Genomic DNA, 21071 nt, shown 5'->3' on the forward strand with positions numbered 1-21071 from the left:
GGAACAACCCCACCGTAGGGGGAACGGCGGTACGGAGGCCACCGACCTGCGCGCCGGCCCGTCGGACTGTCGCGTACCTGCGCGAAGCCGCCGGCGGCTCACTAGGCTGGGGCACCGTGCGTCTCGTTATCGCCCACTGCAGCGTCGACTACGTCGGACGGCTCACCGCCCATCTACCGCCGGCCCCGCGGCTCATCATGGTCAAGGCGGACGGCTCGGTGTCCGTACACGCCGACGACCGCGCCTACAAGCCGCTGAACTGGATGAACCCGCCCTGCTCGCTGCGCGAGGAGCGCTTCGCGGAGCCGCAGGAGGACGGCGCCGTCGCCAGGTGGACCGTCACGCACGGCAAGTCCGGGGAGCGGCTGATCCTGACCGTCACCGAGTTCCTGCACGACTCCAGCCACGAACTCGGCATCGACCCGGGACTGCGCAAGGACGGGGTGGAGGCCCACCTGCAGGAGTTGCTGGCCGAGCACATCACCACGCTCGGCGACGGCTGGACGCTGGTCCGCCGGGAGTACCCGACCGCGATCGGGCCGGTGGACATCCTGTGCCGGGACGCCGACAACGCCACCGTCGCGGTCGAGATCAAACGGCGCGGCGAGATCGACGGCGTCGAGCAGCTCACCCGCTACCTGGAGCTGCTCAACCGCGACCCGCTGCTGGCGCCGGTCCGCGGGATCTTCGCCGCCCAGGAGATCAAGCCGCAGGCCAGGGTGCTGGCCGCCGACCGCGGCATCGACTGCGTGACCCTTGACTACGACGCCCTGCGCGGCATCGAGCACGAGGGCACCCTGTTCTGAAGACCGCCCGCGGGTAGCTGACAGAAGATGGCAGCCATCGTCGCGACGATGGCCGTCATGACCCAGAACGCAAGCGGCACTTTCGACATCACCGGCTGGGACGAGTACGCCAAGGACGCCGGGCCCGACGGCGTCGTGGTCGCCCGGGTCCGGGTGACCAAGGCCTTCCACGGCGACCTCACCGGCACCAGCGTCACCGAGATCCAGACCGTGACCACGGACTCCGGCCCCTCCGCCTACGTGGGGATCGAGCGCTTCGAGGGCGCCCTGCACGGCCGCAAGGGCACCTTCGTCCTGCAGCACAGCGCGGGCAGTGACGCCGAGGGCCAGTGGCTCAAGTGGCTGATCGTGCCCACCTCGGGCACCGGTGAGCTGGCGGGCCTGCGCGGCGGAGGCGACATCGTCGTGGACGAGAACGGAGGCCACTCCTACTCCCTCGCCTACGACCTGCCCTGACCTCGAACGCCGTCACCGCAGGTGGCGGACGCCCCGCCGGACGGGCCCGCCGGAGGATCCCGGCGGAACGGGGGCTCGTCCGGCGGATCCCGCCCCAGCAGGGACGAACGGTAATCTTCGGTGCATGGCGTCGGCGACCACGGACAGCACCCGGGAGCGGATCATCGACGCCGCCGAGGAGTGCTTCGCGCGCTACGGGGTCGCCAAGACCACCGTGGAGGACATCGCGGCGGCGGCCGGGATGTCGCGGGCCACCGTCTACCGCAGCGTCACCGGAGGGCGCGACGAGCTGATCCTGGCGGTGATGCTGCGCGAGCTGACCCGGTTCCTGGACCGGCTGGCGGCCCGGCTGAGCCGGGAGGACTCGGTGCCGGACGCGGTGGTCGAGGGCGTCCTGGACGCGGTCTCCTACGTCCGCGACCGGCCCCACATGGCGCACTTCATGGTGCCGGAGGCGGCCGGTCACACTCAGGCCGTGGTGACCGGCGCCGCCGAGCGGATCCTCGACCTGTGCTGCGACCACGTCCGCCCCCACTTCGAGGCGGCGCAGCGCGCCGGCCGGATCCGCGCCGGCATCGAGGTGGAGGGCACGACCGAGTTCCTGTTCCGGATCATTGCCTCGCTGATCGTCATGGACCGGGGCCGTGACACCGACGCCACCAGGAACTTCCTGCGCTCCTACGTCGTCCCGGTCATCGTGGGCCCATGAGGCGGCCCGCGGCACCCGGCGCCGGAGCCGGGCTCATCGCTTGGAGGGATTGATGGGGAACGTTCGGCCCATGAGGGGACGCTCGGCGGTCAGGCCGAGCCCGGTGTTCCTCGCCATCCTGGGGGCGACCGTGCTGTGCGGGCTGATCGTCTGGCGGTACGGGCCGGTCACGCTGAACCCGGCCACGCCCGAACGGCTGGCCATCTTCGGGTTCGTGATCGCGGCCTGGGTGGTGTCGCTGTGCCTGCACGAGTTCGGCCACGCCTACCTGGCGTACCGCTCGGGCGACCACAGCGTCGCCACCTCCGGGTACCTGACGCTCAACCCGGCCAAGTACGCCGACGTCACGCTGAGCTTCGCCATCCCGGTGCTGTTCATCCTGCTGGGCGGGATCGGCCTGCCGGGCGGCGCGGTCTGGATCGACCGGGGCGCCATCCCCGGCAGGCTGCGGCACAGCCTGGTGTCGGCGGCCGGCCCGCTGTCCAACCTGGCGTTCGCGGCGGTGCTGGCGGTGGTGTACACGCAGTTCCTGGACGACCAGCACGGGCTGTTCTGGTCGGCCCTGGCGTTCCTGATCTTCCTTCAGGTCACGGCCGCGCTGCTCAACCTGCTGCCGATCCCGGGCCTGGACGGCTTCGGCATCATCGAGCCCTACCTGCCGCGCCGCTGGGTCCGCAAGGCCAACGAGGTCGGCGGCTACGCCTTCTTCGCCCTGATCGCCCTGCTGTGGATCCCTCCGATCAACCGGGCCTTCTTCGACCTGGTCTACAACGTCACCGACGCGATGTCCGTCGAGCAGTTCCCCATCGCCCTGGGCCACGCCCTCTTCCAGTTCTGGCGCGACTGACCCCGGCCGCCTCCCGGCCCGCCGCCGCGGGCCGTCACCACTGGCCGTCACCACTGGCCGTCACCGCGGGCCGTCGCCGCGGCCGTCGCGAAAGTCCGACCGCCCTCGACGCGAGCCGGCGTCCGCGCATGTCACCCCCCGGAATGGTCGCCGATATCCCCACATCACATAAAGTGTCCGGCTTATTCTGATCCGCATCGGGCATGCCGTCGGCCGTACAACCGAACCGGCCCGCGGAACCCGGCCGGACGGGCGGTCCATGCGCGGAACCGCCTCAGCGCAGCGGCGACGGCAGGCTCCCGCACACTCCCCGCCGTACGCGACGCCATCGCCGCGACCCCCCGAAGGAGGCGTATGGAACTGGAGAAACGCGCGGTGTTCGGCTGGCCCGCGACGGCCGCCGGATACGCTCCCTGCGATAACGGCCTCGTCGTCCACTACGACGGCTCCGACCAGGGCCTGGCCGGCAAGCCGCATTCCGCGTGCCGCACCTATTGGACACAAACCCGACGATTCCACATGAACACCAACGGATGGGCTGATATCGGATATGCCTTTGCCGTCTGTCCGCACGGGATCGTGCTGGAGGGGCGTGGGTGGCGGCGGGTGCAGGCGGCGCAGCCCGGGGGGAACACCACGTGGACGTCCGTGACGTTCATGAGCGGGCCCAGGGAGTCGCCGACCACCGCGCAGGTCAACGCGTTCAAGGAGCTGCGGGCCTGGCTGCGGGGCAGCGGGCTGGGGACGGGGATCCGCGGGCATCGGGACTTCATCTCCACGTCCTGTCCCGGCGACAGGTTGTACGCGATGGTCAAGAACGGCAGCCTCACCGGCGCACCGAAGGAGGACGACGACGTGCCGATCCGCACCAGCCTCGGCAAGAGCAAGCCCCAGCCCCTCGCCTGGGGTGAGTGGACCGTCATCACCTGGGACACCGAGCACTCCGACCCGGAGGGGGCCCACGCCGGAGGCGACCATCCGGGATATGTGGCCCCGGAGGGGAGCTGGGCGGACTTCCACGCCAGTGTGCGGGTGGAGGGCCTGCTGCCCGGTGACGAGTACCAGTTGCGCTATGAGGTGCACAACTGGAAGGACGGCAGGTCGGCCGGCGACCCGTGGACGGAGATCCACGCCGACCATCCGGCCACCAGGGGCGTTCAGTTCGTCACCGGCTCCTGCGCCAAGTCGCTCAAGCGGGGCCAGCACGCCTACGTCTCCATCGCGGTCTTCCCCGCCGACGGGGTGGCGAACGGGCGGCCGGTCCCCCGGGCGGTGTCCGGCCGCTGGACCATCCGCCAGGACAGGGCCTGACGGACGGCCCCACGGGAGGCGGCGCGGAGGCACGGCTCCTCCGCGCCGCCTCCTTTCCGCCCGCCCCTCGTCCTGGTCGCCGGCACGACGCGAAGCCGTGTCCACCGATCGGTGGACACGGCGATGACCGACAGGTCGATCGTCCGGCGGTCCCGCGCACGAGACGCTCGAAGACATGAGCAGTGCGGTGCGGGTCAGCGGGCTGGCCAAGCGGTACGGGGAGGTCCGGGCGGTCGACGGAATCGACCTGGAGATCGAGCGGGGCGAGGTCTTCGCGCTCCTCGGGCCCAACGGGGCGGGCAAGTCCACGACGGTGGAGATCCTGGAGGGGCACCGGCGGCGGGACGCCGGGCGGGTCGAGGTGCTGGGGCACGACCCGGGCCGGGCCACCCGCCAGTGGCGGGCGCGGCTGGGGATCGTGGCGCAGACCACCAGGGAGGCGCCGGAGCTGACCGTCCGGGAGATGGTGCGGCACTTCGCGGGCTACTACCCGCGGCCGCGCGACCCGGACGAGGTCATCGAGGCGGTGGGGCTCACGGACAAGACCCGCACGCGCCTGGCGGGGCTGTCGGGCGGGCAGCGGCGGCGGGTGGACGTGGCGCTGGGGATCGTGGGCGATCCGGAGCTGCTGTTCCTGGACGAGCCGACGACCGGTTTCGACCCGGAGGCGCGGCGGGCGTTCTGGGAGCTGATCCGGGGGCTGGCGCACGACGGCACCACCATCGTGCTGACGACGCACTACATGGAGGAGGCCGAGGTCCTGGCCGACCGGGTCGCGGTGATCGCAGGCGGCCGGATCCTGGCCGTCGACACCCCGCGCGAGCTGGGCGGGCGGGCCACTGAGGTCGCCGAGGTGAGCTGGCTGGAGCCCGCGGAGGGGCGCCGGACGCTGCGTGCGGCGTCGCCGACGCAGGTGGTGGCGGAGCTGGCCGAGCGGTTCGGCGGAGAGGTCCCCGGGCTGACCGTCGCGCGGCCGACCCTGGAGGACGTCTACCTGCGGATGATCGGAGAGACGCAATGACCGCCGTCATGTCGCGGCCGCCGGGGGCGGTGCGGATCGGGCTGCGCCGGGGGCTGCTGGAGTTGCGGCTGTACTTCCGGGAGCGGGAGGCGGTGGTCTTCACGTTCCTGATGCCGGTGATGCTGCTGTCGATCTTCGGGGCGATCTTCCAGGGCGAGCTGGGCGACACCGGGGTGGACTACCGGCAGTACTTCACCGCCGGGATGATCGCCAGCGGGATGATGTCGGTGACCTTCGTCGGCCTCGGCGTGGCCATCGCCACCGAGCGCGACGACGGCACGCTCAAGCGGCTGTACGGCACGCCGATGCCGCGCTCGTCGTACTTCATCGGCAAGACGCTGCTGGCGCTGACGCTGTCGCTGCTGGAGACGGCGGTCCTGTTCGCGATCGGGGCCACGCTGTACGGGGTGGAGCCGCCGGCCGACCCGGGCCGCTGGTTCACCCTCGGCTGGGTGTTCGTGCTCGGCGTGGCGGCCTGCTCGCTGCTGGGGATCGCGATGAGCAGCCTGCCCAGGACGGGCCGCAGCGCGCCGGCCGTGCTGAACCTGCCGTTCCTGGCGCTGCAGTTCACCTCGGGGGTGTTCGTCCTCTTCGACAGCCTGCCCGGATGGCTTCAGCAGGTGGCGGCGATCTTCCCGCTGAAGTGGATGTGCCAGGGACTGCGGTCGGCGCTGCTGCCGGACACCATGCTGGCGATGGAGCCCGCCGGGGCCTGGGAACACGGGCGCATCGCCCTGATACTGGGGGGATGGTGTGCGGCGGGGCTGGTGCTGTGCGTCCTGACCTTCCGCTGGAAGGGCCGGCAGGACGGGTGAGCACGGCCTTTCCTCCGGCCCACCATGCCTGGGAGCGCAGCCTGCGGATCTGGGACGCGCTGACCCTGGTCACCGTGCTGGCCACGATGGGCGTCATCTGGTTCGGCGACGCCCCGTACGCCCGGCGGCTGGCGGCGGTCTCGCTCCTGCTGACGGTCCTGCCGCTGTACGTGGTGCTGGTCCGCCCGGTGGTCCGGTGCGGGCCCCAGGGCGGCCGGCGCGCGGTCGGGTACGTCGTGACGGCGGTCACGCTGTTCAGCGTCGCGACCTGGCTGGCGCCGGCGAGCTGGGGTGTCGCGTTCACCCTGATCCCGCACTGCTACATGCTGCTGCCGACGCGCTGGGCCGTCTGCGCGGTGGCGGCGCTCAACCTCGGCCCCGGGGTTCCCACGCTCCTCGGCGACGAGGACCGGGGACGCGACGTCGCCGGGCTGCTGGCGGGCACCGTGATGATCACGACGTTCTCCGCCGTGTTCGGGCTGTGGATCGACCGGATCATCCAGCAGAGCCGGGAGCGGGCCGAGCTGATCGAGCAGCTCACCGCCAGCCGGGCGGAGGTGGCCCGGCTGTCGCGGGAGGCGGGGGTGGCGGCCGAGCGGGAGCGGCTGACCGGGGAGATCCACGACACCCTCGCCCAGGGCTTCACCAGCATCCTGATGCTGTTGCAGGGCGCCGAGGCCCTGCTGGAGCCCGAGCATCCGGCCCGCCGGCCGGTCGGGCTGGCGGCCCGTACCGCCCGGGAGAACCTGGCCGAGGCCAGGGCGCTGGTGGCGGCGCTGCCCCCGGCCCCGCTGGAGGAGGCGCCGCTGACCGAGGCGCTGCGCCGGCTCGCCGAGCGGTTCGGCGAGGTCGGCGGCGCGTCCTCGTTCGAGGTCGAGGGGCCGCCGCGCGCCCTGGCGCCAAGCCTGGACGTGGTGCTGCTGCGCGCGGCGCAGGAGGCGCTGGCCAACGTCCGCAAGCACGCCGCCGCGCGGTCGGTGGCGCTGCGGCTGTCGTACGGAGGGGACGAGGTGCGGTTGACGGTGTGCGACGACGGCCGGGGGTTCGATCCGGCCGCGGTGACCACCGGGCCGGACGGCGGGTTCGGGCTGGCGGGTCTGCGGCAGCGGGTCGAGCAGATCGGCGGGACGGTGGACATCGCCAGTGCGCCCGGCGCCGGCACCACGGTGGCGGTCCGCCTGACATGCTCGTGAGGCCATGGTGAACGACGATTCCGTGATCAAGTCCGTGATCAAGGTGCTGCTGGTCGACGACCATCCGGTGGTGCGCGAGGGGCTGCGCGGGATGCTGACCGCCGAGCCCGGCCTGGAGGTGGTCGGCGAGGCGGGCGGGGCGGCCGAGGCGGTGGCGGCGGTGGGCCTGCACGAGCCGGACGTGGTGCTGATGGACCTGCGGATGCCCGGCGGGGACGGGGTGGAGGCCACCGCCCGGGTGCTGGCGCGCCGGCCGGCGACCCGGGTCGTCGTGCTGACCACGTACGAGACCGACGCCGACATCCTGCGGGCGGTGGAGGCGGGCGCCGCGGGCTACCTGCTCAAGGACGCCACCCGGCAGGATCTGGCGCAGGCGGTGCGGGCGGCGGCGCGTGGCGAGACCGTGCTGGCCCCGTCGGTGGCGGCCAAGCTGGTGTCGCGGATGCGCGCGCCGGTGGACCTGTCGCCGCGCGAGATCGAGGTGCTGGCACTGGTGGCTCGGGGGCACACCAACGCCGAGATCGGCCGGGAGCTGTTCATCAGCGAGGCGACCGTCAAGACCCATCTGCTGCGGGCCTTCGGCAAGCTGGGCGTGGGCGACCGGACCGCGGCCGTCACCGTTGCCATGGAACGGGGGATCCTCGCTCCCCCGGACCGCCGCTGAGGTGCTTTACTGGACGACACGTCTGAAAGTGCCCGCTTACCGAGCTCCCCCGGGAGGTCTCATGTCCGTGGCGACGGAGCGCACCACCTTCGCATCACTGAACCCGGCCACCGGCGAGGTCGTCGGCGAGCATCCGATCTACGACGAGGCGGCGGTCGCCGAGACCGTCGCACGGGCCCGCCGGGCCGCCCGGTGGTGGGGGGACCTGGACTGGAAGGAACGGCGGCTGCGGCTGCTGAACTTCAAGGGCGCGCTGACCCGCAACCTGGACCGGATGGCGCAGCTGATCCACGACGAGACCGGCAAGCCGCTGCCGGACGCCCAGCTGGAGGTGGTCCTGTCGATCACCCATCTGGACTGGGCCGCTCGGAACGCCCGCAAGGTGCTGGGGCCGCGCACCGTGTTCCCCGGGATGACCGCCGTCAACCACAAGTGCACTCTGGAGTACCAGCCGCTCGGGGTGGTGGGCGTGATCGGGCCGTGGAACTACCCGATCTTCACCCCGATGGGCTCGATCGGCTACGCGCTGGCCGCCGGTAACGCGGTGGTGTTCAAGCCCTCGGAGTTCACCCCCGGGGTCGGCGTGCTGCTGGCCGAACTGCTGGCCGAGGCGGTGCCCGAGCAGCCGCTCCTGCAGGTCGTCACCGGCCTCGGCCCCACCGGGGCGGCGCTGGCGCGCTCCGGGGTGGACAAGATCGCCTTCACCGGGTCGGGCCCGACCGCCAAGAAGGTGATGGCGGCCTGCGCGGAGAACCTCACCCCGATCGTCGCCGAGTGCGGCGGCAAGGACGCCTTCATCGTGGACGCCGACGCCGACCTGGAGGCGGCGGCGGACGCGGCGGTGTGGGGCGCGATGTCCAACTCCGGGCAGACCTGTGTGGGCGTCGAGCGGATCTACGTGGTCGACGGCGTCTACGAGGAGTTCCTCGGCAAGCTGACCGAGAAGGCCAAGGGGCTGCGGCCCGGGTTCGGCGACGAGGCCCACTACGGGCCGGTGACCATGCCCGGCCAGCTCGACGTCATCGAACGGCACATCAAGGACGCGCTGGAGCGGGGCGGCCGGGCGGTGGTCGGCGGCACCGAGTCGGTGCGTAAGCCGTACGTGGAGCCGGTGGTGCTCACCGACGTGCCCGACGACTCCTCGGCGGTGTGCGAGGAGACCTTCGGGCCGACCATCACCGTGCACCGGGTCAAGGACGCCGAGGAGGCGCTGGAGAGGGCCAACCAGACCTCCTACGGGCTGGCCGGGACGATCTTCTCCGGCAGCGCGTCCCGGGCGATGGACCTGGCCCGCCGGATGCGCTCCGGAATGACCTCGATCAACGCGGTCATCGCGTTCGCCTCCGTGCCGGCGCTGCCGTTCGGCGGGGTGGGCGAGTCGGGCTTCGGCCGCATCCACGGGGCCGACGGGCTGCGCGAGTTCGCCCGCCCCAAGGCCATCACCCGCCAGCGCTTCGCCCTGCCGACCAACCTGACCTCCTTCTCACGCACCGACAAGGACATGGCCCGGATCCTGAAACTGGTCACCATGCTCCACGGCAAGAACTACAAGCGATGATCCGGACGTCGGGCCGGGCGGCTGCAGCGGATCGCCCGGCCCGGCGTTTCAGGGTCCGGCGGCGTCTGAGACGAGGGGTCCGGTCCTAAGCCTCCCAGTGCGGCCTAAGACGTTCCCAGGCCCCGCAGATAGGGCGTCGTCCCGATGTGGGGGGTGCTGTCTTAGCGCGAACCTCTAAGTGTCGGGCCGGGAAGGCCGGCCCGCCGCAGAGAAGAGGCGCAGATGCAGCACCCCGACATCTCCAGGGCCATCATGCAGGACCGGGTACGCCGGATGCGGGAGGAGGCCAAGGCCGCCGCCAAGGCCGCCAAGGCGAAGGGCCGCAACCGGTGATCCGCACGGAGCCGCCGCCTCCACCGCTGCCCGGCTGCCGCTCCGGGACCAAGACCCCCTCATCTTCCCCGAAGGTGAGGGGGTCTTCGCGTTCCCGGCCGTACGCCTTAGACGGGGTCTTAGACGGGCCTCGGACGGAGACGCCGGCGCACGCGGGCGGCGCGGCCGGTGGTGTCACCGGCCGGGAACAGCCCACGCGACCGGCTCTAAGGTGACGGTATGCCGAAGAACGAGCAGACCCCTGTCGTCCTGTCCCGGATCTACACCCGGACCGGGGACGACGGCACCACCGCCCTGGGCGACATGTCGCGGACCCGCAAGTCCGACCCCCGCCTGGCCGCCTACGCCGACGTCGAGGAGGCCAACGCCGCCATCGGGGCCGCCCTCGCGCTCGGCGAACTCCCCGAGGACCTGCGGACGCTGCTGGTGCGCGTCCAGAACGACCTGTTCGACGTCGGCGCCGACCTGTGCAACCCGGTCACCGACGACGCGGCCGCCGAGTACCCGCCGCTGCGGGTCCAGGAGTCGTACGTGACCTGGCTGGAGGAGGCGTGCGACCGCCACAACGCCGACCTGCAGCCGCTGCGCAGCTTCATCCTGCCCGGCGGGACGCCGGGCGCCGCGCTGCTGCACGTGGCCCGTACGGTCACCCGCCGGGCCGAACGCTCCGTCTGGACGGCGATCGAGCAGCACGGCGCCGCCCCGTCCGGCACCGTCAACCCGCTCACCGCCCGCTACCTCAACCGTCTGTCGGACCTGCTGTTCATCCTGTGCCGGGTGGCCAACGCCGGACACGGGGACGTGCTGTGGAAGCCGGGCGGCGAGCGCTGAGCCGTGGCCGGGGTGGGGTTAGCCCCACCCCCAACAGACAGGCGTGCCACCTGTCGCGCGGCCGGTCCGGGCACGAAGCTGAATAGGGACGCGCCGAGACGCGTCACAGCGCAGACGGGGCGGCGGAGGCGGGAGACGATGGCGAACAGGCTCACAGGCGTGGCGGCACTGGCCACCGGGCTGACCGGGCTGACCGTGGCGCTCAGCGGGTGCGGCCCCCTCGGCGCCACCACCTACCACGAGGATCGCAGGTACGAGGTCTCCGGTGGGCTCAAGGGGCTGGACCTGCGGCTGGACACCGCCGACGTGGAGATCGTCGGCACCGACACCGACCGGATCAGCGTCCACGAGCGGCTGTCGTGGTCCAAGCGGCTCAAGCCGACGACCGAGCACCGGCGGGAGGGCGACACCCTGCGACTGCGGTACCAGTGCCCGGACGTCTTCAGCATCGGCTTCCAGAACTGTGAAGTGGACTACCGGATCCAGGTGCCCCGCGCGATGGCGGTGAAGCTGCACTCCGACACCGGCCGCATCCGGATCCGCGGCCTGGCGGGCGCCGTCCAGGCCGACGCCGACACCGGCGACATTGTGGCCACCGACCTGCGCGGCGCCACGGTGAACGTCACCGCCGACACCGGGAACATCCTGGTCAGCGGCGCCGGCTCGGTCCAGGCGCGGGCCGACTCCGGCAATGTCGAGCTGCTGGACCTGCGCGGCGAGCGGGCCGTCGCCACCGCCGACTCCGGCAACGTCGTCATCGCCTTCGTCAAGGACCGGCCGCCGACCCTCGTGCAGGCCCGGGCCGACTCCGGCAACGTGATCGTCAGACTGCCCGGCGGGTTCTCCTACGCCCTCACCCAGCACGCCGAAGGGTCTCCACGGTGGGGCTCCGGGGCGCCGGCGGCGGGCCGGCCGGCCGCCGGGGACCTGACGATCGACCCGGCCTCCCCCCGCAAGGTCTTCGTCTCCGCCGACTCCGGCACCGTCACCGTCTCCCCCGTCTAGCGCGGTGTCCGGCCATGTCGGCCGGCACGGCCGGGGGAGCCACCGGCCGGGGGAGCCCAGCGCCCCGGCACACCGGCAGCGGCCGGTGAAGGTGACGGCATGACCCCCTTCGATCCATGGGGAAGGGACCTCCCCACGATCATGCCGATCCCCGTGACCGGACTGGTCCGGCCACGGGGATCGGCGATCGGGGTCAGCGGATCAGCGCGCCGCCCCGCCAGTCGGCCGTGTCGGCGGCCGACGCCTTCTTCAGGGTCATCGTCCGCGCGGACCCGGCGCCGGTCACCTCCTCGACGGACCGGGCGAAGCGCTGGGTGACATGCGCCGCGCCGTCGGCCAGCTGGTCCAGGCCCGTCCAGTTGATGTTGCTCAGGCCGTCACAGGCGGAGTGGTAGCACTTGTCGTACGCCTCACCGGCGGTGCCGCCGTAGAGCGGGACCTGCTCGGCGGTCTTGACGCCCTCGGCGCCGCTGAACAAGCCACCGGCCGGGATGCCCGCGTTGATGAAGGCGAAGTAGTCCGACCGGCCGTCGAAGGCGGTCGGCTCGGTGGCCAGCCCGCGCTTGCCGAAGTAGTCGGTGAACGCCTTCTCGATCTCGGCGGAGCCGGGCGGCGGGACGGTCGGGGTGCCCAGCGAGTTGTCACCGTCGTAGACGAACCGGGCGAAGTTGGGCGAGCCCAGCATGTCGAAGTTCAGGTTGAGCGCGATCGTGGACAGCTCCGCCTCGCTCAGCGCGGCGACGTAGGCGTTCGACCCGATCAGGCCGCCCTCCTCGGCCCCCCACCAGGCGAACCGCACCTGGTTGCGCAGGCCCTTCTTGCCCAGCTTGCCGATCTGCTGGGCCATGGCCAGCAGGGTGGCGGTCCCGCTGCCGTTGTCGTTGATGCCGGGCCCCTCGACCACGCTGTCCAGGTGCGCCCCGACCACGACCTTCTTGCCGGGGTTGCCGAGCCTGGTGTCGGCGATGACGTTCTTGGACGAGCGCCGCTCGTGGAAGACGTCGGTCTTGATGCGCAGGCTCACCCCGCCGGCCTTGGCCTTGCCGACCAGCCCGATGCCCAGTTCGTAGGTGGGGCCGACGACCGGGATGCCGACCGGCCCGCTCAGCGTGCCCGCCACCGGGCCCGCGACGTCGGGACGCTGGTAGATCACCGCGCCCACCGCCCCGGCGTCCTCGGCGTTGGCCACCTTGACCGAGAAGTTGCAGCCGCCGCGCTGGATGAGCGCGATGGACCCGGCCGGGAAGCCGGCGAAGTCGTCGGCCTCGCAGCCGCTGCCCAGCCCGTCGGGCTGGTCGGTGTCCACGGGGGCCGCCGGGGCGGTCACGTCGCCCTCAGCGGAGTACTCCAGGGTCAGGAAGTCGCCCTCGGCGTCCTCAGCGTAGGTCGCCGGGTCGGGAGCGGTCTGCTCGAAGACGGTGGGGGCCTGCTGCTCGTAGTAGTCGAACTCGAACGGCAGGACCTGCGGCCGGTACCCGGCCCTCTTGAGGACCTTCACGACGTAGTCGACGGAGGCGTCATAACCCGGCTGCCCGGACGCCCGGTTGCCGCCGTTGGCCTTGGCGATCTTCTCCAGCGCGGCCAGGTGACCCCGGATGTCCTTGACCTTGACCAGCTTGGCCAGCTCGGGATGCCCCACCGTGGCCTGCGCCGGGACGGCCGTCACCACACCGGAGGCCAGGCCCGCGAGGGCGAGGGCGATGCCCAGATGTCGCTTCCGCACGTTCACTCCCCTGGGTTTCCTACGGAGTCGAATGCGCCAGATGCTGACACCCCGCCCACAATGACCACAAGGGCCGGGGATGAAGATTGCATAGCGGATCCAATAAGGCCACTGTTTCGGACCCGCCACAAGCAAAGGACCAAGAAAAGGATCAGGAGATGTCGACCGGGAACCCCGGCGGGGCCGCCTCCAGCCAGGCCAGGAAACCGGTCAGCGCCGCCGCGCCCATCGCCAGCTCCACCCGCAGCTCACCGTTGCGGACCTCGACGATGCCGGCGTCCGGGGCCAGCCCCGGGGCCTCCTCGGCGGCCGGCGCCCGCCGGTTGGACACGACGAGGCCCCGGCGGTGAATCACCTGCCGGGGCCTGATACGAAGACCGAAAACCCGGTGCCAGTGCAGCTCGTCGCCCTTGTAGCGAGCCAGACCCAGCCGCCACGGCCCGGGAGCGCCGTCCTGCGGCAGCGTCCGCAGGCTGCACTCAACGGTGCCGCCCCGCCGCTGGAAGATCCAGCGGCGTAGCAGGACCGCGGCGAGCAGCAGCAGGGCGGCCAGGACCGCCACGGCGAGCACCCCGCCCACATCCCATGCCAGGTGCTCTGCCAACTGCCCCCCGATCCCGGTCCTGCTTCGCTAAGCCTCGAGCCCGGCGGCGCGCAGCCTGGCGCGGGCACGCCGCTCGGCCACCGAGGGTTGCTCGTCGCCGCCGTCCCCGGCCAGCGCCTGCTGCAGTGCCTGCTGGGCCGCCTCGACGTCCACCTCGCCGCCCAGCTCGGCCTGCTCGGCCAGCACCGACACCTCGTCGGAGGCGACCGAGAAGAAGCCGCTGCCGACCATCGCCACAATCTCCGGCGAACCGTCGGCCGGGTGCACCTTCACCACACTGCCGTCCAGCAGCACGCCCAGCACCGGGGCGTGGCCGGGCAGGATGCCGAGCTGGCCGTCGATGGTCTGCGCGACCACCATGGTGGCCTCGCCGGACCAGATCTCCCGCTCCGGTGAGACCAGCCCCACCCTAAGGGTTGCCACTTGCACTCCTTGTGCGTCGGGGAGCCGTCAGCCCGTACCGCGGGACGCCCGTGCGGACGCCCCGCGGACGCGGACTACTGCGCCAGCTCCTTGGCCTTCTTCTCGACATCGTCGATGCCACCGCACATGAAGAACGCCTGCTCGGGAATGTGGTCGTACTTGCCCTCGGCGATCGCCTTGAACGAGGCGATGGTCTCGTCCAGCTCCACGAACACGCCGGGCTGGCCGGTGAACGCCTCGGCCACGAACATCGGGTGCGACAGGAAGCGCTCGATGCGCCGCGCCCGCTGCACGGTGACCTTGTCCTCTTCCGACAGCTCGTCGATACCGAGGATGGCGATGATGTCCTGCAGCTCCTTGTACTTCTGCAGGATCCGCTTGACCTCCTGGGACACCTCGTAGTGCTCCCGCCCGATCACCTGCGGGTCCACGATCCGGGAGGTGGAGTCCAGCGGGTCCACCGCCGGGTAGATGCCCTTCTCGGTGATGGCCCGCGAGAGCACCGTGGTGGCGTCCAGGTGGGCGAACGTGGTGTGCGGCGCCGGGTCGGTGATGTCGTCGGCGGGCACGTAGATCGCCTGCATCGAGGTGATCGAGTGACCGCGCGTCGAGGTGATCCGCTCCTGCAGCACACCCATCTCGTCGGCCAGGGTCGGCTGGTAACCCACCGCGGACGGCATCCGGCCGAGCAGGGTGGACACCTCCGAGCCGGCCTGGGTGAACCGGAAGATGTTGTCGATGAACAGCAGCACGTCCTGCTTCTCGACGTCCCGGAAGTACTCGGCCATGGTCAGCGCCGACAGCGCCACCCGCAGCCGGGTGCCCGGCGGCTCGTCCATCTGGCCGAAGACCAGGGCGGTGTCCTTGAGGACGTCCGCCTCCTCCATCTCCACCCACAGGTCGTTGCCCTCGCGGGTGCGCTCGCCCACGCCGGCGAAGCAGGAGGTGCCACCGAAGTTCTTGGCGACCCGGCGGATCATCTCCTGGATCAGCACGGTCTTGCCCACGCCCGCGCCGCCGAACAGGCCGATCTTGCCGCCCTTGACGTACGGGGTGAGCAGGTCGATGACCTTGATGCCGGTGACCAGCATCTCGGTCTTGGACTCCAGCTGGTCGAAGGCCGGGGCCTTGCGGTGGATGCCCCACCGCTCGGTGACCTTCAGCGACGCGGTGGGCACGTCCAGGGTCTCGCCCAGGGCGTTCCACACGTGGCCCTTGGTCACCTCGCCGACCGGCACCGAGATCGGCTCACCGGAGTCGGTGACCTGCGCGCCGCGCACCATGCCGTCGGTGGGCTGCATCGAGATGGCCCGGACCATGTTGTCGCCGAGGTGCTGGGCGACCTCCAGGGTCAGGGTCTTGGTCTCCTCGCCGAGGGTGACCTCGACGTTGAGGGCGTTGTAAATCTCCGGCATGGCGTCGGCGGGGAACTCCACGTCGACGACCGGGCCGATGACTCGGGCGACGCGCCCGGCCGCCGTCGCCGTTTCTACCTGTGCGGTCACTATTCACTCCCCGCGCTCGACTCGGCGAGCGCATCGGCGCCACCGACGATCTCGCTGATTTCCTGGGTGATCTCGGCCTGCCGCGCCTGGTTGGCCATGCGCGAGTAGACCCCGATCAATTCGTTCGCGTTGTCCGTCGCGGACTTCATGGCACGGCGCACCGAGGCGTGGAACGAGGCCGCCGACTGCAGCAGCATGTGGAAGATGCGGCTCTCGACGTAGTTCGGCAGCAGCAGGTCCAGCGCCGCCTGCGCGGAGGGCTCGAACTCGTACGCCGGCAGCACGACGTCGGAGGTGGCCTCCTCGATCTCCAGCGGCAGCAGCCGGCGCACCTGCACCTGCTGGGTCAGCATCGAGACGAACTCGGTGTAGACCACGTGGATCTCGCCCACGCCGCCCTCGGCGTCCGTCTTGATGAAGTCCTCGGTCAGCCGCCGGCCGACCCGCTCCGCGCTGGCGAAGTCGGGACGGTCCGACAGGCCCTGCCACTCGGCGGCCAGTTCCCGGTTGCGGAACTTGTACCAGGTGATGCCCTTGTTGCCGATCACGTACGGGACCGGCTCGCGGCCCTGCTCGCGCAGCAGCGCCATCAGGGCCTCGGCCTCACGGATCACGTTGGCGTTGTAGGCGCCGCAGAAGCCGCGGTCACTGGTGATGACCAGCACCGCGGACCGGCGGTCCTCCGGCTGCTCCTTCAGCAGCGGATGGTCGATCCCCACATGGTGACTGACCAGCGCGGTCAGCGCCCGGGTGATCTGGTCGGCGTACGGCTTGGACGCCTCCACCGCCTGTTGCGCCTTGACGATCCGCGAGGTGGCGATCATCTCCTGCGCACGGGTGATCTTGGCGGTCGACTTGACCGACCTGATCTGCCGTCGCAGTTGCCGAAGCTGTGCACCCATGACGGATCAGGCCTTCTTGACGACGCGCTGGACCTTCTCCTGGCCGACGGCCTCGTCCTCGAGCGGCTCGACCGGCTCGTCGGCGGCCAGCAGGGTCCCCTCGCTGGTCTGGAACTCCTTCTTGAACTCGCCGATGGCCGCCTTGAGCGTGGTCAGGGCGTCGTCGGAGAGCTGGCCGCTGTCGCGGATGTCGGTCAGCACGCCGCCGTAGTTGCGCTCGACGTGGTCCAGGAACTCGGCCTCGAAGCGGCGGATGTCCTCCACCGGCACGTCATCGAGCTCACCGCTGGTACCGGCCCACACCGACACGACCTGCTTCTCGGCCGGGATCGGGCTGTACTGGGGCTGCTTGAGCAGCTCGACCAGGCGGGCGCCACGCTCCAGCTGGGCGCGGGAGGCCGCGTCCAGGTCGGAGGCGAAGGCGGCGAACGCCTCCAGGTCACGGAACTGCGACAGCGACAGCCGCAGCGTACCGGCGACCTTGCGCATCGCCTTGATCTGCGCCGAGCCGCCGACCCGGGAGACCGAGATACCGACGTTGATGGCCGGCCGCACGCCCTGGTTGAACAGGTCGGTCTCCAGGAAGCACTGGCCGTCGGTGATGGAGATGACGTTGGTCGGGATGAACGCCGACACGTCGTTGCCCTTGGTCTCGATGATCGGCAGACCGGTCAGCGAGCCGCCGCCCAGCTCGTCCGACAGCTTGGCGCACCGCTCCAGCAGCCGCGAGTGCAGGTAGAACACGTCGCCCGGGTAGGCCTCACGGCCCGGCGGACGGCGCAGCAGCAGCGAGATGGCCCGGTAGGCCTCGGCCTGCTTGGACAGGTCGTCGAAGACGATCAGCACGTGCTTGCCCTGGTACATCCAGTGCTGGCCGATCGCCGAGCCGGTGTAGGGGGCGATGTACTTGTAGCCGGACGGCTCGGAGGCGGGCGCCGCCACGATCGTGGTGTACTCCATGGCACCGGCCTCTTCGAGGGTGCGGCGCACGTTGGCGATCGTCGAGCCCTTCTGGCCGATGGCGACGTAGATGCAGCGGACCTGCTTGGTCTCGTCGCCCGAGAGCCAGTTCTCCTTCTGGTTGATGATGGTGTCGATGCAGACCGTGGTCTTGCCGGTCTGCCGGTCACCGATGATCAGCTGCCGCTGGCCGCGGCCGATCGGCGTCATCGCGTCGATGGCCTTGATGCCGGTCTGCAGCGGCTCGCTCACCGACTGCCGCTGCACGACGGTCGGCGCCTGCAGCTCCAGTGCACGGCGCTCGGTCAGCTCCAGGGGGCCCTTGCCGTCCAGCGGGTTGCCCAGGGCGTCCACCACGCGGCCCAGGTAGGCATCGCCCACCGGGACCGACAGCACCTCGCCGGTGCGGCGGACCTTCTGGCCTTCCTCGATCTTGCTGAAGTCACCCAGGACAACGGCACCGATCTCACGGACGTCCAGGTTCAGAGCCAGGCCACGGGTCCCGTCCTCGAACTCGAGGAGCTCGTTCGCCATGGCCGAGGGCAGTCCCTCGATGTGGGCGATACCGTCGCCGGAATCGACAACGGTGCCGACCTCTTCGCGCGCGGCCGCCTCCGGCTCGTACGACTGGACGAAGCGCTCCAGCGCGTTCCGGATCTCGTCCGGACGGATCGTCAGCTCCGCCATGATTCCTCTCTTGCTCCCTTAAGGGTCAGCTCAGTCTGTATCAATCAGCCCGCGCCGACTCGTCTCGGCCACGCGCTCGTCAGCTCGTCACTCGTCGCCGGGCACGAACCGCGCCTCCCGCCACGGGGCTGTCCGCCGGCGTCGCGGGCGGCTCGTCTGCCCGCCGGCCGCTCCGCCCACGTCTCAGCCCCCGGCGAGCCGCCGCCGGACCTCGTCCAGCCGTCCGGCGATCGTGCCGTCGATGACCTCGTCCCCGATCTGGATGGAGATTCCGCCCAGCACGGTGGGGTCGAGTTCGATGTTCAGGTGTACGTCGTGGCCGTAGGCCGCGGCGAGCACGGCCGCCAGCCGGCTGCGCTGCCGCTCGGTCAGGTCCACGGCGGAGCGGACCAGCGCCACCAGGCGCTCGCGCCGCTGTGCGACGATCCGGCTGTGGTGCGCCAGCCCGCCTTCCAGGCTACGTCCTCGCGGGTGCACGACGAGTTCCGCGACCAGCCGCTGGGTCGAGGGCGTGGCCCTGTCCTCCAGCAGTGCCGCCAGCAGACCCTGCTTGCGGTCCGCGGGCAGCCCCGGGTCGGTCAGCGCCGCGCGCAGCTGCGGCTCGCCCTCCACGATCCGGGAGAACCGGAACAGCTCGTCCTCCAGGTCGTCGAGCACGCCGGCGGACTCCGCGCGGGCCGCCTCGGCGGTCACCGCCAGGGTCTCCAGCGCGTCCGCCAGCTCGGCGGGACGGGTCCAGCGCAGCCGTGCCACCTCCTGCACGACCGACAGGGCCGGCGCGGAGATCTTGCCGTCCAGCAGTCCGGCCACCAGGGCGGCCTTGGCCTGCGGGTCGGCGGACGGGTCGGAGACCGCCCGGCGCAGCCCGTGCTCGCGGTCCACCAGGTGGAGCACCGCGAACAGTTCCCCGCCGAGCACCTCCAGGTCGGCCGTGGCCAGCACGGCCTCCAGCCGCTCCCGCGCCTCGGCCAGCGAGGCGCGGGCGACCGCTCCGATCACGGCAGCGCTCATGCGGGCTCCTGCGCGCGGGTCCGGTCCTCCAGCTCGGCCAGGAACCGGTCGACCACCCGGCTCTGCGTGGCCTGGTCGGTCAGCGCCTCACCGACCACCCGGCCGGCCAGCTCGACCGACAGCGCGCCGACCTCGGTGCGCAGCTGCTGCAGCGCCTGCTGACGCTCGGCCTCGATGGTGGCCTGGGCGGCCTCCACGATGCGCCGGGCCTCGGCCTGCGCTTGCTCGCGCATCTCGGCGACGATCTGCGCGCCCTCCTCGCGGGCCTTCTCCCGCAGGCGGGCGGCCTCGGTACGGGCCTCGGCCAGCTGGGCCTGGTAGTTGGCCAGCGTGGCCTGGGCCTCGCGCTGGGCCTCCTCGGCCCGCTTGAGCCCGCCCTCGATCGCGTCGGTCCGCTCGGCGAGCGTCTTCTGGATCTGCGGAACGAGCTTCCAGCCGACCAGCAGCAGCACGATCGCGAACGAGATCGTGCCGAAGATCAGTTCGGCCGGGGCCGGGATCAGCGGGTTGTGCTCGGTCTCCGCGGCCAGGATGAACATTGGGGTTCCGCCTTCCGGTCAGATGGTGGGAAGGTCAGCGGATCAGCTGTGCACGAAGGGCACAACGAAACCGATCAGCGCCAGCGCCTCGGTGAGCGCGAAGCCCAGCAGCATGTTCTGGCGGATGACGTTGGTCAGCTCCGGCTGGCGGGCGATGGCCTGCACGCCCTGGCCGAAGATGATGCCCACGCCGATGCCGGGGCCGATGGCGGCCAGGCCGTAGGCGATGGAACCAACGTTGCCGGAGACTTCGGCGAGAAACATTCGCTTTTTCCTTCTCGGTCGGCCGGTGGAGATTCACCCACCGGAGCTCGGGTTGGTGGGAGGTTGCTCAGGTCAGTGTTCGGGGTGCAGCGCGCCGCCGATGTAGGAGGCCGCCAGCAGGGTGAAGATGAACGCCTGCAGCGCCTGGACGAACATCTCGAACGCGGTCATCACGATCGTCATCAGGAACCCGACCACGCCGACTCCGGCGCCGAGGCCGGTCAGCTTCTCGATCAGGAACCAGTAGGCCACCGTGGCGAAGAAGGCCAGCAGCAGGTGGCCGGCGAACATGTTGGCGAACAGTCGCACCGAGTGGGTGAACGGCCGCAGGATGATGTTCGACAGCAGCTCGATCGGGGCCAGGATGATGTACAGCGGCTTGGGCAGTCCCGGCGGGAACATCATGTTCTTGAAGTAGCCCACCAGGCCCTGGTGCTTGATGCTCAGGAAGATCATCATCACGTAGACCACCGCGGCGAGCACGATCGGGAACGCGATGTGCGAGGCGATCGGCAGATACAGGATGGGGATGACGCCCATCCAGTTCATGATCAGGATGAAGAAGAAGGTGGAGACCAGGAACGGCATCCACCGGTCGCCGTCCTTGCCGATCATCGGCCGGGCGATCTGGTCGCGCACGAACAGGTAGCCGACCTCGCCGACGTTCTGCACGCCCCGGGGCACCAGCTTGGGCTTGTTGTAGGCGGCCCAGAAGAACGCACAGACGATGATCACGGTCAGCGCGGAGATGAGCACGGGCTTGGTCAGCCAGCTCGGGGCGCCGTGCCACAGCGGCGAGAACTGGAAGATCTCCAGCCCGGGGGCCTGAAACTCTCCTCCACCGCCGGGAGAGGCGAGGATGTGCGGCGCGCTCACGCGGCAGTCCCTTCGTCGTAGCTAGTGC

General features: G+C 71.0%; 22 protein-coding genes. 12 read left to right on the forward strand and 10 right to left on the reverse strand.

Annotated elements, in window-relative coordinates:
• Nucleotides 1-116: 116 nt before the first annotated feature.
• The 12 genes from nucS to C4U03_RS06625 all read left to right on the forward strand — a co-directional run bounded on the left by nucS (nt 117) and on the right by C4U03_RS06625 (nt 11549).
• Nucleotides 117-806, forward strand: a complete 690-nt coding sequence (nucS, locus tag C4U03_RS06570; protein ID WP_103936727.1) for an endonuclease NucS — start codon at nt 117-119, stop codon at nt 804-806.
• 57 nt (nt 807-863) lie between these two features.
• On the forward strand, nt 864-1262 hold the full coding sequence (locus tag C4U03_RS06575) for a DUF3224 domain-containing protein (RefSeq protein ID WP_235017675.1): 399 nt from the start codon (nt 864-866) through the stop codon (nt 1260-1262).
• Between the two features lie 124 nt (nt 1263-1386).
• Nucleotides 1387-1971 (forward strand): TetR/AcrR family transcriptional regulator, encoded by a 585-nt coding sequence (locus C4U03_RS06580; protein WP_103936728.1) that lies wholly within the window; start codon nt 1387-1389, stop codon nt 1969-1971.
• Nucleotides 1972-2041: 70 nt separating this feature from the next.
• Nucleotides 2042-2818: a site-2 protease family protein gene (locus C4U03_RS06585; protein ID WP_235017676.1), complete on the forward strand. Its 777-nt coding sequence runs from the start codon at nt 2042-2044 to the stop codon at nt 2816-2818.
• Nucleotides 2819-3172: 354 nt separating this feature from the next.
• Nucleotides 3173-4129, forward strand: a complete 957-nt coding sequence (locus C4U03_RS06590) for a peptidoglycan recognition protein family protein (protein ID WP_103936730.1) — start codon at nt 3173-3175, stop codon at nt 4127-4129.
• Nucleotides 4130-4304: 175 nt separating this feature from the next.
• Nucleotides 4305-5150, forward strand: a complete 846-nt coding sequence (locus C4U03_RS06595) for an ABC transporter ATP-binding protein (protein ID WP_103936731.1) — start codon at nt 4305-4307, stop codon at nt 5148-5150.
• Entirely contained in the window at nt 5147-5965 is an 819-nt protein-coding gene (locus C4U03_RS06600; RefSeq protein ID WP_103936732.1) for an ABC transporter permease, read from the forward strand. Before C4U03_RS06595 ends, C4U03_RS06600 begins: the two co-directional genes overlap by 4 nt.
• Entirely contained in the window at nt 5962-7158 is a 1197-nt protein-coding gene (locus C4U03_RS06605; RefSeq protein ID WP_200827079.1) for a sensor histidine kinase, read from the forward strand. Before C4U03_RS06600 ends, C4U03_RS06605 begins: the two co-directional genes overlap by 4 nt.
• 34 nt (nt 7159-7192) lie before the next feature.
• Nucleotides 7193-7822 (forward strand): response regulator, encoded by a 630-nt coding sequence (locus C4U03_RS06610; protein WP_103936975.1) that lies wholly within the window; start codon nt 7193-7195, stop codon nt 7820-7822.
• A gap of 61 nt (nt 7823-7883) precedes the next feature.
• Nucleotides 7884-9380: an aldehyde dehydrogenase family protein gene (locus C4U03_RS06615; RefSeq protein WP_103936733.1), complete on the forward strand. Its 1497-nt coding sequence runs from the start codon at nt 7884-7886 to the stop codon at nt 9378-9380.
• A 552-nt stretch (nt 9381-9932) separates the two neighbouring features.
• Nucleotides 9933-10544: a cob(I)yrinic acid a,c-diamide adenosyltransferase gene (locus C4U03_RS06620; protein ID WP_103936734.1), complete on the forward strand. Its 612-nt coding sequence runs from the start codon at nt 9933-9935 to the stop codon at nt 10542-10544.
• Between the two features lie 138 nt (nt 10545-10682).
• Entirely contained in the window at nt 10683-11549 is an 867-nt protein-coding gene (locus C4U03_RS06625) for a DUF4097 family beta strand repeat-containing protein (protein ID WP_103936735.1), read from the forward strand.
• Nucleotides 11550-11742: 193 nt separating this feature from the next.
• On the opposite strand, the gene C4U03_RS06630 is transcribed toward C4U03_RS06625, so the two are convergent.
• The 10 genes from C4U03_RS06630 to atpB form a co-directional block, all read right to left on the reverse strand.
• Complete coding sequence (locus tag C4U03_RS06630) at nt 11743-13272, reverse strand: M28 family peptidase (RefSeq protein ID WP_103936976.1); 1530 nt, start codon at nt 13270-13272, stop codon at nt 11743-11745.
• Between the two features lie 151 nt (nt 13273-13423).
• Nucleotides 13424-13876, reverse strand: a complete 453-nt coding sequence (locus C4U03_RS06635; protein ID WP_103936736.1) for a DUF2550 domain-containing protein — start codon at nt 13874-13876, stop codon at nt 13424-13426.
• Between the two features lie 27 nt (nt 13877-13903).
• A complete protein-coding gene (locus C4U03_RS06640) occupies nt 13904-14299 on the reverse strand; it encodes a F0F1 ATP synthase subunit epsilon (RefSeq protein WP_103936737.1) in 396 nt (131 codons plus the stop codon).
• 74 nt (nt 14300-14373) lie between these two features.
• Complete coding sequence (gene atpD / locus C4U03_RS06645; RefSeq protein ID WP_103936738.1) at nt 14374-15804, reverse strand: F0F1 ATP synthase subunit beta; 1431 nt, start codon at nt 15802-15804, stop codon at nt 14374-14376.
• Nucleotides 15804-16706, reverse strand: a complete 903-nt coding sequence (locus C4U03_RS06650) for a F0F1 ATP synthase subunit gamma (protein WP_103936739.1) — start codon at nt 16704-16706, stop codon at nt 15804-15806. Before C4U03_RS06650 ends, atpD begins: the two co-directional genes overlap by 1 nt.
• Nucleotides 16707-16712: 6 nt before the next feature.
• Entirely contained in the window at nt 16713-18353 is a 1641-nt protein-coding gene (gene atpA / locus C4U03_RS06655) for a F0F1 ATP synthase subunit alpha (RefSeq protein WP_103936740.1), read from the reverse strand.
• Nucleotides 18354-18536: 183 nt separating this feature from the next.
• Nucleotides 18537-19364: a F0F1 ATP synthase subunit delta gene (locus tag C4U03_RS06660; RefSeq protein ID WP_103936741.1), complete on the reverse strand. Its 828-nt coding sequence runs from the start codon at nt 19362-19364 to the stop codon at nt 18537-18539.
• Nucleotides 19361-19897 carry a F0F1 ATP synthase subunit B gene (locus C4U03_RS06665; protein ID WP_407701414.1) on the reverse strand — a complete coding sequence of 179 codons (537 nt, stop codon included), beginning with the start codon at nt 19895-19897 and terminating at the stop codon, nt 19361-19363. The genes C4U03_RS06660 and C4U03_RS06665 overlap by 4 nt, the downstream gene beginning before the upstream one ends.
• 48 nt (nt 19898-19945) lie before the next feature.
• Nucleotides 19946-20167: an ATP synthase F0 subunit C gene (gene atpE, locus C4U03_RS06670; RefSeq protein ID WP_103936743.1), complete on the reverse strand. Its 222-nt coding sequence runs from the start codon at nt 20165-20167 to the stop codon at nt 19946-19948.
• 72 nt (nt 20168-20239) lie between these two features.
• The gene (atpB, locus tag C4U03_RS06675; protein WP_103936744.1) at nt 20240-21043 is read right to left on the reverse strand and encodes a F0F1 ATP synthase subunit A; all 804 of its coding nucleotides are present in this window, start codon (nt 21041-21043) and stop codon (nt 20240-20242) included.
• Between the last annotated feature and the right edge of the window lie 28 nt (nt 21044-21071).

Source organism: Thermomonospora echinospora (assembly GCF_900108175.1).
Taxonomy (GTDB): Bacteria; Actinomycetota; Actinomycetes; order Streptosporangiales; family Streptosporangiaceae; genus Thermomonospora; species Thermomonospora echinospora.